The 14,957-nt window shown below is 69.1% G+C and carries 16 protein-coding genes; 2 read left to right on the top strand and 14 right to left on the bottom strand.

The genetic code is table 11. The features are described from left to right. Positions 1–32 precede the first annotated feature (32 nt). From AC1RAA_RS03890 to AC1RAA_RS03855, 8 genes are all read right to left on the bottom strand, one after another. A complete protein-coding gene (locus AC1RAA_RS03890; protein ID WP_492728316.1) occupies positions 33–1,022 on the bottom strand; it encodes an LD-carboxypeptidase in 990 nt (329 codons plus the stop codon). After that, positions 1,007–2,122, bottom strand: a complete 1,116-nt coding sequence (gene tadA, locus AC1RAA_RS03885) for a tRNA adenosine(34) deaminase TadA (RefSeq protein ID WP_492726588.1) — start codon at positions 2,120–2,122, stop codon at positions 1,007–1,009. The genes AC1RAA_RS03890 and tadA overlap by 16 nt, the downstream gene beginning before the upstream one ends. Further along, positions 2,112–2,336: a hypothetical protein gene (locus tag AC1RAA_RS03880; RefSeq protein WP_062480063.1), complete on the bottom strand. Its 225-nt coding sequence runs from the start codon at positions 2,334–2,336 to the stop codon at positions 2,112–2,114. The genes tadA and AC1RAA_RS03880 overlap by 11 nt, the downstream gene beginning before the upstream one ends. A 1-nt stretch (position 2,337) precedes the next feature. Then, positions 2,338–2,973, bottom strand: coding sequence for an FMN-binding negative transcriptional regulator (locus tag AC1RAA_RS03875; protein WP_492726585.1), 636 nt, complete (start codon positions 2,971–2,973; stop codon positions 2,338–2,340). A 65-nt stretch (positions 2,974–3,038) separates the two neighbouring features. Next, positions 3,039–3,737: an ankyrin repeat domain-containing protein gene (locus tag AC1RAA_RS03870; protein ID WP_492726581.1), complete on the bottom strand. Its 699-nt coding sequence runs from the start codon at positions 3,735–3,737 to the stop codon at positions 3,039–3,041. Further along, positions 3,737–4,237, bottom strand: a complete 501-nt coding sequence (locus tag AC1RAA_RS03865; protein WP_056581174.1) for a GlcG/HbpS family heme-binding protein — start codon at positions 4,235–4,237, stop codon at positions 3,737–3,739. Before AC1RAA_RS03865 ends, AC1RAA_RS03870 begins: the two co-directional genes overlap by 1 nt. Positions 4,238–4,353: 116 nt before the next feature. Then, entirely contained in the window at positions 4,354–5,010 is a 657-nt protein-coding gene (locus AC1RAA_RS03860; RefSeq protein ID WP_095745220.1) for a response regulator transcription factor, read from the bottom strand. Beyond that, on the bottom strand, positions 5,007–6,485 hold the full coding sequence (locus AC1RAA_RS03855; protein WP_491513772.1) for a sensor histidine kinase: 1,479 nt from the start codon (positions 6,483–6,485) through the stop codon (positions 5,007–5,009). Before AC1RAA_RS03855 ends, AC1RAA_RS03860 begins: the two co-directional genes overlap by 4 nt. A gap of 61 nt (positions 6,486–6,546) precedes the next feature. Here AC1RAA_RS03855 and AC1RAA_RS03850 point away from each other — a divergent pair, with 61 nt between their 5' ends. Together AC1RAA_RS03850 and AC1RAA_RS03845 are read left to right on the top strand one after the other, a co-directional pair. Then, positions 6,547–7,611 (top strand): DUF72 domain-containing protein, encoded by a 1,065-nt coding sequence (locus AC1RAA_RS03850; protein WP_492726578.1) that lies wholly within the window; start codon positions 6,547–6,549, stop codon positions 7,609–7,611. 10 nt (positions 7,612–7,621) lie between these two features. After that, positions 7,622–8,131 (top strand): GNAT family N-acetyltransferase, encoded by a 510-nt coding sequence (locus AC1RAA_RS03845; protein WP_492726576.1) that lies wholly within the window; start codon positions 7,622–7,624, stop codon positions 8,129–8,131. Here AC1RAA_RS03845 and AC1RAA_RS03840 read toward each other — a convergent pair. The 6 genes from AC1RAA_RS03840 to clpS all read right to left on the bottom strand — a co-directional run bounded on the left by AC1RAA_RS03840 (position 8,128) and on the right by clpS (position 14,855). Beyond that, the gene (locus AC1RAA_RS03840) at positions 8,128–8,679 is read right to left on the bottom strand and encodes a GNAT family N-acetyltransferase (RefSeq protein WP_492726573.1); all 552 of its coding nucleotides are present in this window, start codon (positions 8,677–8,679) and stop codon (positions 8,128–8,130) included. The genes AC1RAA_RS03845 and AC1RAA_RS03840 overlap by 4 nt on opposite strands. Next, entirely contained in the window at positions 8,666–9,100 is a 435-nt protein-coding gene (locus AC1RAA_RS03835; protein ID WP_492726570.1) for a DUF3574 domain-containing protein, read from the bottom strand. Before AC1RAA_RS03835 ends, AC1RAA_RS03840 begins: the two co-directional genes overlap by 14 nt. A gap of 17 nt (positions 9,101–9,117) precedes the next feature. Further along, the gene (gene sbcB, locus AC1RAA_RS03830) at positions 9,118–10,557 is read right to left on the bottom strand and encodes an exodeoxyribonuclease I (RefSeq protein ID WP_492726568.1); all 1,440 of its coding nucleotides are present in this window, start codon (positions 10,555–10,557) and stop codon (positions 9,118–9,120) included. Continuing rightward, positions 10,558–12,006, bottom strand: coding sequence for a cardiolipin synthase (cls, locus tag AC1RAA_RS03825; RefSeq protein ID WP_062471451.1), 1,449 nt, complete (start codon positions 12,004–12,006; stop codon positions 10,558–10,560). It abuts the gene before it with no gap. Between the two features lie 100 nt (positions 12,007–12,106). After that, positions 12,107–14,428 (bottom strand): ATP-dependent Clp protease ATP-binding subunit ClpA, encoded by a 2,322-nt coding sequence (gene clpA, locus AC1RAA_RS03820; protein WP_062471453.1) that lies wholly within the window; start codon positions 14,426–14,428, stop codon positions 12,107–12,109. Positions 14,429–14,495: 67 nt separating this feature from the next. After that, on the bottom strand, positions 14,496–14,855 hold the full coding sequence (gene clpS, locus AC1RAA_RS03815; protein ID WP_062471456.1) for an ATP-dependent Clp protease adapter ClpS: 360 nt from the start codon (positions 14,853–14,855) through the stop codon (positions 14,496–14,498). Positions 14,856–14,957: the final 102 nt, after the last annotated feature.

Below are 14,957 nucleotides of genomic sequence, written 5' to 3'. Positions count from 1 at the left end.
GCAGCGGCACCGGTGGCCGCCTGCGTTCTGGCTCAATGGTCGTGGCCGTGATGGTCGTGACCGTGGTGATCATGGTCATGGTGCCCATGCCGATGGCCCCACACCAGGAACACGTCGCGCCCCTCGGCGGCCAGCGCCACCTTCGCACCCACCGGCAGCAACACCTTGGTCTGCACATGCCCGAACGGCAGGCCGGCAATCACCTGCACCTTCTTCAGGCTTGAACGCAGCCGGTCGATCACCGTGTTCATGCCGAAGCCGCGGTCGTAGCCGGCGATGTTGCGCACGCCCGTGAACTGGCCGAACACGACGGCCTTCTGGCGCGCCAGCACACCCGCGAGCTTCAGCTGGTCGAGCATGCGTTCGATGCGGTACGGGTGCTCGTTGGTGTCCTCGATGAAGAGCACGCCCTTGTCGACCACCGGGAAGTACGGCGTGCCCAACAGGCTGGTCAGCACGCAGAGGTTGCCGCCCCAGAGCACGGCGTCTTCGATCGGCTTGACCTTGAGCTCGGCGTCGCGCACCGGCATGCGCCAGCCGGTGCCTTCGCCCTGCCCGCTCAACAGGTCGTCGAAGCAGGCTTCCATGATGTCGTCGGCGCCGCCTTCGGCGCCGAAGTCTTCGCCGACCGCAGGGCCCGACCAGGTGACGGCGCCGTTCTTGGCCAGCAGTGCGTTCTGCAGGGCCGTGAAGTCGCTGCAGCCGACGAACTCGGTGCCCTTGTCGATGGCCTTGGCCAGCGCCTTGTACGGCAGCGCGTCGAGGATGCGCGTGAGGCCGTAGCCGCCGCGCGCGATCAGCGCCACATCGGCGCCGCTGGCGGCCGCGCGCGAGATGGCGGCGAGCCGGGTGGCGTCGTCGCCCGCGAAACGCTGGTGCGCCAAGAGCGCGGCTTCATCGACTTCGACTTCATGGCCCAGGGCCTTCAGCCGCGCCACGCCGCGCCGGAAGGCGGCCTTGTCGCGGATGGCACTGGAGGGGGAATAGATGTAGATATGTTTGGACGTCACGTCGTCGAGTATCCCATTGCGTCCCGGATCTGCCGGGCCAGGGTGGCGGCCTGCGTGGCCGTGGGTCCGCCCGATGCGGCACGCGGACCGAGCGCACGCAGCGCGGCCTCGTAGCCCCGATCGGGGAACGGCGCGCGCCAGGCGTCCTTGGCGCGCACGCCGCTGTCGGGTGCGGCGAGCGTTGCGGTGAAGCGGCCCGGTGCCGACGTTTGCAGCAGCGCGGCCAGTTCGCCGCCCGCCGCGCTGTGCACCAGCGCGAGCGGTTCGGGATGCACCTGGTCGAGCCACGCCAGCAGCACGTCGCGGTGCCATTCGAGCCGGTGCGTGGCTTCGCGCTTGGGCTTGTCGCTCTTGCCGAAACCGATCAGGTCGGGCACCAGCGTGCGCAGGCCGGGCGTGCCGACAAGATGGCGGAAGAAGTAGCCCCATTCGCCCGGGCCATGCAGGCACAGGCAATCGGCCACGCGGCCATCGCTGCCGGCCGGGCCGGTCTCGTCGATCCAGTGCAGGCGCCAGCCCTGCTGGATCGGCAGGTCCTGCGCGTGATGCGGCGCGAAGCCGAAATCGGTGAGCGCGGCAAAGCGTTCGGCAGGCGTGCGCAAGGCGTCGTCGCGCAGCGGCTCGGCCTGCGCGCGCGCGGCGCTGCGGCGTTGCTGGAAGAAGCGCTGCAGCAGCGCACTGCAGTCGTCGGCCAGCACGCCGCCCTGCACGCGCGTGTGATGGTTCAGCTTCGGCTCGGCGAAGAGATCGAGCACCGAGCCCGCGGCGCCGGTCTTGGGGTCGGCGGCGCCGAACACCACGCGCGCCAACCGCGAATGCAGCATGGCGCCCGCGCACATCGCGCAGGGCTCGAGCGTGACGAACAGCTCGCAGCCGTCGAGCCGGTAGTTGCCGAGCGCGGCGGCACCGGCGCGCAGTGCGTTGATCTCGGCGTGCGCGCTCGGGTCGTGCTGCGCCACGGGCGTGTTGCGGCCGGTCGCGATGACCTGGCCGTCCTTCACCAGCACCGCGCCCACGGGCACCTCGCCCGCGTCGGCCGCGCGCTGCGCTTCCTGCAGCGCGAGCGCCATCCAGTGCGCGTCCGATGTCGATGCGGCCGGCTCAGTTGTCATCGGGCATCTTGCGGGCCTGAGCCGCGGCGTCGAGGGCGTCCTTGACCTGTTGCTGGACCTGCTGCGCCTGCGTGCGTGCATCGACGGCCGCCGGAGCGGATGCGCCAGGTGCGGCCGGTTGTTTGGCGATGGCGGTGCGCGACAGCTGCTGCTTCGCCAGCAGCCCGACGACCACCAGCGCGAGCACGAGGCCGATCAAACCGAACATCCGCATGTCAGCGCACCTCCGGTGCGGCGGCCATGCCGAGCCGGTCCATCCACACGGCCAGCGCCTGCTCGTCGGCCGAGCCGGCGCGGTAGACCTCGCGCATGGCCGCGTGCGATTCGGGCCGGTGCTGGTTGAGCTTGATCTTGCATTGCAGCGCCGTCACGTGCAGCTCGAAGCCCATGATGCCGGCCAGCATCTTGTGCTGGAACTCCTCGCCGAGATCCTTCCACTGCTGGGCGTAGGCCGGCTCGTGGTCGCCGATGAGCTTCTTGAGCAGCGCGTCCTTGGCCTCGGGCGTCTCGACGAGCCGGGCTTCGACGGTGCAATGGACCGCGAGGTAGTTCCACGTCGGCACCCGCGCCAGGTCGGGATAGACCGAGGGCGACAGGTAAGCGTGCGGCCCCTGGAACACCACCACCGCGCGCGGCCGCGCCTGCAGGTAGCGCCAGTGCGGGTTGGGCTTGGCGCAGTGCCCCAGCAGCACCAGCGCATCGCCCTCGCGCTGCTCGGCCACGATGGGCAGGTGCGTGACGAAAGGCAGGCCCTCGTCGTCGTTCGAGATCAGGTTGGCAAAGGGGTGGTCGCGCATCAGGCCCAGCGCGACGGCCGGGTCCTTGGCGTTGAACTGCGGAGGCATGTACATGGGGCGGATTCCTCGTGGGGAGGTCCGATTGTCCCCGAGTCGCCCCCGGCTTGCGGTGCAGCAGGCTACTTGGCGCGTGCCGCTTCGAGCTGCTTCACCATCGCGGTGTAGCCGCGCGCCTTTGCGAGCTGCAGCGGCGTGAGGCCCTGGCGGTCGGCCAGTTGCAGGTTGGCGCCGCCGGCGATCAGCGCGGCCAGCGTGCGCTGGTGGCGTGCGCCACCGTCGCCGAGCACGATCGACTCGATCACCGCCGTCCAGTGCAGGTTGTTCACGTGGTCCAGCGGCGCACCGGCCGCGACCAGCCGGCGCACGACCTCGTCGTGCCCCAGGTGCGCGGCGGCGATCAATGCGGTGCCGTCGTAGCGGCTGGTGACCTGCCCGGGCTTGGCGCCCAGTTGCAGCAGCAGCGTGAGCGTGGTCACGTCGTCGGCCACGGACGCGATGGTCACGGCGTCGTAGCGGTCGTCTTCGAGCAGGTCGATGTTCGCGCCCGCCTTGGCGAGCAGCGTCACGGCGTCGCGCTGGCGTGCATAGGTGGCGACCTGCAGCGGCGTGCGGCCGCGCGCGTCGCGCGCATCGAGGCTGGCGCCGGAGGCGATCAGGCTCTTGAGCTTCGGCAGATCGCCGTGCCAGGCCGCGCGATGCAGACCCTCGTAGGCCAGCACCTCGGCGGCCAGCGGCGGCACCTGGGCCGCCGCGCCGGGCGCGGCGCTCCAGCCGATCGCGGCGGCGAGCACCGCCGACCAGAGACCGCGCGCCATCATCAGAGCTGGCCCTTGACCTTCTCGAGCGCGGCGTTGGCGCACTGCTCGTCGAGGTGGCCGCCGGGCGCACCGCCCACGCCCACGGCGCCGATCACTTCGTTGCCCGACTTGATCGGCACGCCGCCGCCCAGCAGCAGGAAGCCCGGCAGGTACACGAGGTTGGCGGCGCCGGGGTTCTTCTGAGCGCCTTCCATCATGGCTTGCGTGGGGCTCTTGGCCGAAGCCGAGGTCCAGGCCTTGCGTTCGCTCGACGACAGCGTGTGCGGGCCGGCGTTGTCGGCGCGCTGCACGGCACGCACGGTGCCGGCGCGGTCGACCACGGTGGCGGCCACGTTGTAGCCGTTGGCGGCGCAGGCGGCCACGGTTTCTGCGGCGATCTGGTTGGCCAGCGCGAGCGAGATGTTCTTCTCGGTGCGAACAGCGGGGGCCGGCGTCTGGGCCTGGGCGACGGAAGCAGCGAGCAGAACGGCGAGGCCGCCAACGCGGATGATCGATTGCATGTGTTGTTTCTCCAGTGATGAGAGGGTTCGTGCCGGCCTGTGCCGACCACGGTGTCACTGTAAAAAATACGGTCCGCTGCAACCATTCGTACGGCTACGCCCGGCACTCCGTAGTTCTACGGAGCGCCCTCTTCTCCCGCATCCGACGCCAGCACGGCGTAGCGCCGGATCAGCTGCGCCAGCGAGTCGCAATCGAGCTTGGCGAACAGGTTGGCGCGGTGGGTCTCGACGGTGCGCGGCGACAGCGCCAGCACGCGCGCGATCTCCTTGTTGGTGAGCCCCTGCACGATGAAGGCCAGCACCTCGCGCTCGCGCTCCGACAGCTGCGCCACCCGCTCGCGCGCGGCGTTGTCGGCCTGCGAGCGCTCGCGCGTGCGCACATGCTGGCGCACGGCCTGCTGCAGGGCTTCGAGCAGCTGCTCGTCGTCCACCGGCTTCTCCAGGAACTCGGCCGCGCCGGCCTTGAAGGCGCGGCGGCACATCTCGACCGTGCCGTGGCCGGTCAGCATGATCACGGGCTGGTCGACGCCCTGCGCCACCAGCCGGTCGAGCACCGTGAGACCGCTGATGCCGGGCATGCGCACATCGAGCACGATGGCGCCGACGCTCGCGCGGTCGAAGCCGTCGATGAAGGCCTGCGGATCGGCCCAGCCCTGCACGCGCAGGCCGACGGTGCCGATCAGCAGCGACAGGCTGTCGCGCACGGCCTGGTCGTCGTCGATCAGGTGGATCAGGGGCGATTGCGGCTGGTCGGCGGTGGTTGGCGTGGTCATGTCGAAGGTGCCACCAGCGGCAGCAGCAAGGTGAAGCGCGCACCGCGCGGCGAGGCATTGGCGGCGCTCAGGCTGCCGCCCATGCCGCTGGCCAGCGTTTCGCTCAGGCTCAGGCCGAGGCCCAGGCCGCCTTCGCGCGTGCTGAAGAAAGGTTCGAACAGGCGCGGCAGCGCCTCGGGCGCGATGCCGCGGCCGTTGTCGGTGACGGTCAGCACGCCCTCCTCGCCGTTGCGACCGACCGAGACCACGAGGCGCCGCTCGGCCGCGGGCACGAGGTCCAGCGCCTGCATCGCGTTCATCAGCAGGTTGTGCACGATCTGCTCCAGCGCCACGGCCTCGGCCTGCACGCGCACGGGCGCCTGCGCGCTGGCGTCGAACTGGGCCGCCACGCCGTGGCGCGCGAACTCGGGCGCCAGCAGGTGCATGGCGCTGCGCACCACCTCCTGCAGCACCAGCGGCTTCACGTCGCCACCGGCTTCGGGGCGTTCGATCACGCGGCGCAGGCGGCCGACCACGCCCGAGGCACGGCGGGCCTGTTCGACGGCCTGCCCCATCGCGTCGCGCGCGGTGGCGAGGTCGGGCGGGTCGTCGTCGAGCAGGCGGCGCGCGGCCTGGGCGTTGGCCAGCACGGCCGTGAGCGGCTGGTTGAGCTCGTGCGCCAGCCCGGCCGACAGCTCGCCCAGCGCATTGAGGCGCGCCACCTGGCCCAGCCGCAGAAGCTCTTCGGCGCGGCGCCGCGCGATGCGCTGGCGCTGCGCGGCCCACAGGCCCGCCAGCAGCAGCGCCATCGCCACCGCCCAGCCGCCGATGGTGCGCCACGGCAGCTCGGCCCAGCCGACCTGGCGCTCGGCCACCAGCTCGAAAGGCTGGCTCGGCGACGCCAGTTCCTTGCTCAGGCTGTAGCGCCAGCCATGCGCGGCCGATTGGCCGTGCTGCAACACCAGTTGCTGGCCGTCGCGCTGCAGGACCAGTCGCACGGGACTGCGCTGCGGGTTCATCGGCCAGTCGCGCCAGGGCACCGAGCCGACGAGGTCGATCTCGAGCGCGTAGCTCAGCGGCTCCGAGCCGATCACGAGCTGGTAGCGGCCATGCGCGAGGTCGAGCACGGCGAGGTCGGCGCGGCGCTCGGCGCGCGAACGGGCCTCTGCCGCGGCCAGCGCGTCGGCGTGCTCGGCATCGGGCCAAGGCTCGTCGGCCGCGCGCCGCTGCACGCGCAGGATCGACGAGTACACCGACGGCAGGCGCCGCTCGGGGTAGTCGGCGCCGGCGTTGGGCTCCAGCAGCGCGAGCGTGGCCAGCACGGCGTCGTACTGCACCACCTGCTGGCTCATGAGGCGGTGCGCAATGCGCGCGTCGGTCTCGAAATCCTGCTGGAGCCGGGTCAGCTCGGCGCGTGCGAACCACACGGCGCCGGCGGCCGTGAGCACCACCCAAGCCAGCCACCAACCGCCCCGCGTACGCAACCACTGTGTCATGGCGCGGATTGTGCCCGGCGCCGACGGGCCTCCCCGCTTGGCCGAAAATGCCGACCCAGACATGGCTGACGTGCAGGACTCCCTCTTTTCCGACCTCCCCGAACTTCCGCGCCCGGTTGAAGCGGCCGACGCGCCGACGCCTTCGCCGAAGAAGCCGCGCGGCGCCACCGTGAAGCCGGTGGCACCCGACGCGGCCCTGGTCGCCCTCGCCGCCGAGTTGCCGCCGCAGCTGCGCCTGGGCACCTCGTCGTGGAGCTACCCGGGCTGGGCCGGCCTGATCTGGGACGGCGACTACGCCGAAACCGTGCTCTCGAAGAACGGCCTGTCGGCGCTCGCGCAGCATCCGCTGCTGCGCACGGTGAGCCTGGACCGCAACTTCTACCGCGCCCTCACCGCCAGCCAGTACGCGCGCTACGCGGCCATGGTGCCGGACGACTTCCGCTTCGTCGTGAAGGCCCCGAGCCTTGTCACCGACGCCACCGTGCGCGACGAAAGCGGCCGCGGCACGCAGGCCAACCCGGTGTTCCTGAGCCACGAGATCGCGCTGCAGGAGTTCGTGCAGCCGGCGCTCGACGGGCTGGGCCACCGCATCGGCGCGCTGGTGTTCCAGCTGAGCCCGATCCCCGCGCATCTGCTGGCCGACCAGCCCGCGCTGATCGCGCGCATCGGCGCCATGCTGGCCGCGATGCCCGACCTGAAGCCGACCGCACCCGACGCCGTGCTCGCCGTCGAGGTGCGCGACCCGCAGTTGCTGTGCCCCGCCTTCGCCGACATGCTGCGCAGCGTGGGCGCGACCTTCTGCATGGGCCTGCACGCGAAGATGCCGCCCATCGAAGACCAGCTGCCGATGCTGCGCGCCCTGTGGCCCGGGCCGCTGGTGTGCCGATGGAACCTGCACCGCCGCCACGGCCGCTTCGGTTATGAAGACGCCGAGAAGCTCTACGGCCCCTTCGACAAGGTGCTCGACCCCGACCCCGAAACTCGCGCCGCGCTGGCCAAGGTGATCGCCGGCACCACGGGCGCCGGGCAGAACGCCTTCGTCACCGTGAGCAACAACGCCGAAGGCTGCGCGCCGCTGACCATCGCCTCGCTGGCGCAGGACATCGTCGACCGGACCTCCCGCTAGAACGCCCGCCATGCATTCGATCTCGTTCCGGCCCCTGCAATCCACGGATTTCGCGATGCTCCACGACTGGCTGTGCCGCCCGCATGTGGCCGAGTGGTGGACGCCGGTGCCGACGCTCGCCGAGGTCGAGGCCGACTTCACGCCGATGCTGGCGCCCGACTCGCCCGACCGCGGCTACATCGCATTGCGCGACGGGCAGCCCTTGGGATTCATCCAGTCGTACGTCGTGATGGGTTCGGGCGACGGCTGGTGGGAAGACGAACGCGACCCGGGTGCGCGCGGCATCGACCAATTCCTCGCGCAGGCGGACCAGTTGAATCGCGGGCTCGGCAGCGCGATGGTGCGCGCCTTCACGGACCAGCTGCTCGCCGACCCGGCCGTGACGCGCATCCAGACCGATCCATCGCCGCGCAACGCCCGCGCGATCCGCAGCTACGCCAAGGCCGGCTTCCGCGCGCTCGGCGAAGTGGTCACGCCCGACGGGCCCGCGCTGCTGATGGTGCGCGAGCGCGGCGACTAAGTCGAAGACGGTGTCGCGTCGAGGTCGCACCACATGTGGACCTTCGACGAGAACGCGCCATCGAGCACGGTGGCCATCGGCTCGACGCCAAATACCTGGAAGCCGCAGCGCTCGTACAGCGCCTGCGCCGGGCGATTGCCTTCGGTCACCGTCAGCTGCACCACGCGCACGCCGTCGAGCGTGCGTGCATGCGCGAGCAAGGCCCGCACGAGTTGTCGCCCGGCGCCCGCGCGCCGTGCCGATTCCGCCACCACCATGCCGAACAAGGTCGCCTTGTGCCGCGTGCGCTGCCGCGATTCGCGACCCAGCCCCGCCGCACCGATCAGCGCGCCGGTGGCATCGAGGGCGCCGTACACCACCTCGGCCGCGTCGGCGTCCGTGCGCAGGCGGGTCTCCCACCAGGCCGGCGGCAGGCTGGCGCGCTCCTCGACCGTGGAGGTGAACGCCTCGGGATGCCGCGCGTAGGCGTCGAGCATCAGCGCACTGTAGGCCGTGGCGTCGGCGGGAACCAGGCGGCGAACGGTGGGAGCGGCTTCAGAAACGGGCACAGACGGACTGCCTTTCCTGCAACACCGCCTCTTGCGCGAAGCGCTGGCGGTAGGTGTCGATCAACGCGGCGATGGCCGCTTCGGCCTTGGCGTCGCGCGGGTGCAGCAGCACGACCAGCTTCGAGGGCTCGCGCACCACCTGCCCCGACGCACCGCGCCACTGGCCGGCGGCGTCGAGCACGGTGAAGCCTTGCGGAAAGGCCGACGTGACACGGGTGTCGAGAAAGTCGGCCCAGTCGGCGTCGGACACCTGGCCGCCCGTGGGGATGGCGCGGCCGAAATAGAGGGTGTCGCGCTCGAAGGCGTCGAAGCCCGCGGCGCAGTGGCCGGACGGCCCTGCGGCGCAACCTGCAAGCACCGCAGCGGCCAGCGCACCCGCCATGCCTGCGCGAGACAGCCTGGGGCGTACGACGCGGTTCATGCCGGCCCCTCGGTCGTTCAGGCCTCGGGCGCGATCGACTCGGCGTACTCGTACAGCGCGCCCAGGATTTCCTCGCCGCGCTCGTCGGCGTTCTCGGACAGCGCATCGACTTCGCTGAACAGCGCCTCGATGGTGCGCGCCCCGCCCTCGCCCTTGAACAGGCGCGCCACGCGCAGCGCTTCCCAGCGCTCGGCTTCTTCCTCGTTCAGCGATTCGGGCCAGTTGCGTGCGCGGTAGCGGAAGAGGATCTCTTCGAGCCGCCCGTCGTCGAAGGCCACGCGCTCCTTGGCGAGCCCCTCGGGCGACAGGCCGCGCAGCTGGTTCAGGCGACGGCGATCGCCGTTGCCGACAAAGCCGCCGTAGAGGTCTTCATCGACATCGGGCGTCGCCTCCTTCGGGCGGGAAAAAACCTGCGACCAGATGGCGCTCATGTCGGGCAGGTCGCGCGCGATGGCGGCGTGGCGCATGGCGGTGTCCATGTCGACGCCCCAGCGCTCGGCCATGGCCGGTGCCAGCGTGCGCAGGTTGCCGACCACCATCGGCGACTTGTTCAGGTGCACGCTCTTCATCGGCAGCCGCGTCATGCCGTCGGGCAGGTCGGCAGTTCGCGTGAACAGGCGCAGGCGCAGCGTCTCGGCGTCGAGGTCGCGCAGCTCGCTCGGGTCTTGCGACAGGTCCCAGGCCAGCAGTTCGTTCTTGTTGGTCGGGTGGCTGGCCAGCGGCCACATCACGGCCAGGCAGCCGCGCTCGACCGGGAACATGCCCGACACATGCAGGAAGGGCTTGGCGGTCTCACGCATCGCGGGCAGGCCGAGCTCCATCGCCACGCGGTCCTTCTTGTGCAGGCCGAAGGCGAAGTCGAACAGCTTGGGCTGCTTATCGCGGATGAGCCGCGCCAGCGCGATGGTGGCGCGCACGTCGGACAGCGCATCGTGCGCCGACTCGTGCAGCAGGCCGTTGGCGCGCGCCAGGTCTTCGAGCTTGAAGCTGGGCTTGCCGTCTTCCTTCTTCGGCCACTCGATGCCGTCGGGGCGCAGCGCGTAGGTCAGCCGCACCACGTCGAGCAGGTCCCAACGGCCGCAGTCGTTCTGCCATTCGCGCGCGTACGGGTCGATGAGGTTGCGCCAGAACAGGAAGCGCGTGACCTCGTCGTCGAAGCGGATGGTGTTGTAGCCCACGCCGATGGTGCCGGGCTGCGAGAAGGCCTGCTCGATGTGCGCCGCGAACTCGTGCTCGGGAATGCCGCGCTCCAGGCAGACCTGCGGCGTGATGCCGGTGATGAGGCAGGCCTCGGGGCTGGGCAGGTAGTCCGGCGCGGGCTTGCAGTAGATCATCAGCGGCTCGCCGACCTCGTTGAGCTCGGCGTCGGTGCGGATGGCCGCAAACTGCGAAGGACGGTCGCGGCGCGGCACGGCGCCGAAGGTTTCGTAGTCGTGCCAGAGAAAGGTGTGGTTCATTCAGAGCAAGGGAGAAAACAGTCGCGCAATGGCATCGCCGAGGCGGCGCCAGAAAGTCTGCGGGCGGTGGGCGCGCACCGCGCCGGAGCTGTGCAGGTCGGTTTCGAACTGCGCCGCCAGCGGCTGGGTCAGCGCGGGTCCGTAGACCACGGCGCAGACCTCGAAGTTGAGCCGGAAGCTGCGGTTGTCGAAATTGGCGGTGCCGATCATCGCGCAATGGTCGTCGACCACCAGTGTCTTGGAGTGCAGCATGCGTTCCTTGTACTCCCAGATCTTGACGCCCGCGGCGATCAGCTCGTCGAAGTACGAACGCGCGGCGGCGCTCACGATGGCCGAGTCGCTGCGGCGCGGCACGAGCAGCCGCACGTCGACGCCGCGCAGCGCCGCGCTGGTCAGCGCCATCAGCGCGGGCTCGCCCGGCACGAAGTACGGCGTGGTGAGCCAGGCCCGGCGCGTGGCCGAATGGATGGCCTCGACGTGCATGCGGTGGATGGCCTCGAAGGCGTTGTCGGGGCCGCTGGTGACGATCTGCACCGGGATGTCGCCCGCCTCCACCTGGGGCAGCAGCGCGTCCAGCACGGCGTCGGAGCGGTGCTGCTTTTCGCCGGTGGCGTAGCTCCAGTCCTCGAGGAAGGTGGTCTGCAGCCAGCGCACGGCGCTGCCTTCGATGCGCACATGCACGTCGTGGTACGCGTCCTTGGGGTTGGTGCGCTTATCTTCTTCGTCGGTGATGTTCACGCCGCCCGTGAAGCCCACGCGGCCGTCGCACACCACGATCTTGCGGTGGGTGCGGTAGTTGGTCACGGGGCGCAGGCGCCGGCCGATCTTGGTGTCGTGGAACAGCGCCACCTCCACACCCGCCGCGTGCATCGGCGCCATGAACTTGCGGCCTATGCGCTTGGAGCCGAGCGCGTCGAGCAGCAGGCGCACCCGCACGCCGGCCTGTGCGCGCTCGACCAGCAGGTCGCGCAGCGCGGTGCCGATGCGGTCGGGCTCGAAGATGTAGTACTCGAGGTGGATGTGGTCACGTGCCGCGCGCACGGCCTCGAAGATCGCATCGAAGGTGCGCGCGCCGCCCGAGAGCAGCTCGACGCCCGTGGCGCTCGACACCGGCAGGCCGCAGGCGGCGGTGCCCAGTCGGGCCATCTGCTGCAGCGCCGGCGGCGCATGCTGCGAGGCGTCACGCAGCCGCGCCAAATCCGCCTGTGCATGGGCGTTCGCGCGGTTGCGCAGGCGCTTGAGCCGCTGCTTGCGCAGCCGCTGCGGCCCCAGGAAGTAATAGACGATGAAGCCCGCGAACGGCAGCAGCGCCAGCGACAGGATCCAGCTCATGGTGGACACCGGCGCGCGCTTTTGCATCACGATCCAGATCGACAGCACGGCGATGTAGCCGCTCCACGCCAGGGAGAGGCCGGTTTTCCATTCGTGGCTGAGTTCGGGGAGGATCAAGGCAAGAGCGGTTGAAGGCGGAGTGTTTTCGGCCGGCCCAAAGAAAAAGGCCAGCAGCGAATGCTACCGGCCTTTGACTTCGTTCCTTAGAGAGGCGGGATCAGCCCGTGGCGGCTTCCTCGGCTTCAGGCTTCGACTTGCCTTCCTTCTTCGGGATCGGCTGGATGTCGAGCAGCACTTCGTCCTTCTCGTCGAGGTCGACTTCGAGGCGACCGCCGTCGGTCAGGCGACCGAACAGCAGCTCGTCGGCCAGCGCACGACGGATCGTGTCCTGGATCAGGCGCTGCATCGGGCGTGCGCCCATCAGCGGATCGAAGCCCTTCTTCGCCAGGTGCTTGCGCAGCTTGTCGGTGAAGGTGACCTCGACCTTCTTCTCGCTGAGCTGGGTTTCCAGTTGCAGCAGGAACTTGTCGACCACGCGCAGGATGACCTGTTCGTCGAGCGCCTTGAAGTTGACGATGGCGTCCAGACGGTTGCGGAATTCAGGCGTGAACAGGCGCTTGATGTCGCCCATTTCGTCGCCGGCCTGCCGCGCGTTCGTGAAGCCGATGGTCGCCTTGTTCATGGTCTCGGCACCCGCGTTCGTCGTCATGATGATGATGACGTTGCGGAAGTCGGCCTTGCGCCCGTTGTTGTCGGTCAGCGTGCCGTGGTCCATGACCTGCAGCAGCACGTTGAAGATGTCCGGGTGCGCCTTCTCGATTTCGTCGAGCAGCAGCACCGCGTGCGGCTTCTTCGTGACAGCCTCGGTCAGCAGACCGCCCTGGTCGAAACCGACGTAGCCCGGAGGCGCGCCGATCAGGCGGCTCACCGCGTGACGCTCCATGTACTCCGACATGTCGAAGCGGATCAGCTCGATGCCCATGATGTAGGCCAGCTGCTTCGCGGCTTCGGTCTTGCCGACGCCCGTGGGGCCGGAGAACAGGAACGAGCCGATCGGCTTGTCGCCCTTGCCCAGGCCCGAACGCGCCATCTTGACCGCGGAGGCCAGCACTTCGAGTGCCTTGTCCTGGCCGAACACCACGCTCTTGAGGTCGCGCTCGATCGTCTGCAGCTTGCTGCGGTCGTCGTTGCTGACGTTGGCCGGGGGAATGCGCGCGATCTTCGCGACGATTTCCTCGACTTCGGTCTTGCTGATGGTCTTCTTGCGCTTGCTCGGCGGCAGGATGCGTTGCGCAGCACCGGCCTCGTCGATGACGTCGATCGCCTTGTCGGGCAGGTGACGGTCATTGATGTACTTGGCGCTGAGCTCGGCCGCAGCCTGCAGGGCCGCCACGGCGTACTTCACGCCATGGTGTTCCTCGAAGCGCGACTTCAGGCCCTTGAGGATGTCGACGGTTTCCTGCACCGACGGCTCGACCACGTCGACCTTCTGGAAACGACGCGACAGGGCCGCGTCCTTCTCGAAAATGCCGCGGTATTCCGTGAAGGTGGTGGCGCCGATGCACTTGAGCTGGCCGCTGGAGAGCGCCGGCTTGAGCAGGTTCGACGCATCGAGCGTGCCGCCCGAGGCTGCACCCGCACCGATCAGGGTGTGGATTTCATCGATGAACAGGATGGCGTTCGGCTTGTCCTTGAGCGACTTGAGCACGCCCTTCAGGCGCTGTTCGAAGTCACCGCGGTACTTGGTGCCGGCCAGCAGCGCGCCCATGTCGAGCGAGTAGACCTGCGCCTCGGCGAGGATCTCGGGCACGTCGCCCTGGGTGATGCGCCATGCCAGGCCTTCCGCGATCGCGGTCTTGCCCACGCCGGCCTCGCCCACGAGCAGCGGGTTGTTCTTGCGCCGGCGGCACAGGATCTGGATGACGCGCTCGACCTCGTATTCGCGGCCGATCAGCGGATCGATCTTGCCGTCCTTGGCCAGCTGGTTGAGGTTTTGCGTGAACTGCTCAAGCGGCGAGGCCTTCTCGTTGCGTTCGCCGCCCCCCTCTTCGCCTTCACCTTGAGGCGCTTCGCCGCTGCCCTTGACGGCTTCCGGCGGATCGCTCTTCTTGATGCCGTGGGCAATGAAATTGACCACGTCCAGGCGGGTGACGCCCTGCTGGTGCAGGTAGTACACGGCGTGCGAATCCTTCTCGCCGAAGATCGCGACCAGCACATTGGCGCCGGTGACTTCCTTCTTGCCGTTGCCGGTGGACTGCACATGCATGATGGCGCGCTGGATCACGCGCTGGAAACCCAGGGTGGGCTGGGTGTCGACATCATCGGTACCCGCCACTTGGGGCGTGTTGTCCTTGATGAAGTTGGTGAGCGACGCCCGCAGGTCGTCGACGTTCGCCGAGCAGGCGCGCAGAACTTCCGCGGCGCTCGGGTTGTCCAGCAAAGCGAGCAGCAGATGTTCCACGGTGATGAACTCGTGGCGTTGCTGCCGGGCCTCGACGAAGGCCATGTGCAAGCTGACTTCCAGTTCCTGGGCAATCATGTGATTTCCTTTTGCCTTGCTGTAAATAAGTTCTCAGATGGGTTGGAGCGCGTGCAATTCAACTGGTTCACGCGACCGGTTCGCTGACACATTGCAGCGGGTGCCCTGCCTGCTGCGCGGCCTCCATCACCTGATTGACCTTGGTGGCCGCCATGTCGCGGGAATAAACCCCACAGACACCCCGGCCATCGAGGTGGATCTTGAGCATGATCTGGGTCGCCGTTTCTCGGTCCTTGCTGAAGTATTCCTGCAGGATGACGATCACGAACTCCATCGGCGTGTAGTCGTCGTTCAGCATGACGACCTGGTACATCTGGGGCGGCGCCGTTTTTTGCGGGCGGCGCTCCAGAACGACCGAATCTCCGTCGTCGCCCGCCGGTTTCTGCGCCGGTGGGGTGCTGGGAGTTTTGGGAATTCTCGTTGCCATGAAAAAGATTCTATAGAGCGTGCAAGCACCGTGCCGACGCCAACAGACTTGGTGACGCCTATTCGACAAATCAAGAGGCATGCCTCGTGTACGACAGCACGA

The sequence above is a fragment of the Variovorax sp. GW823-FHT04F07 genome (assembly GCF_058795995.1).
The sequence above is the reverse complement of the archived record's forward strand: the minus strand, read 5'-3'. Positions and strand labels throughout refer to the sequence as shown.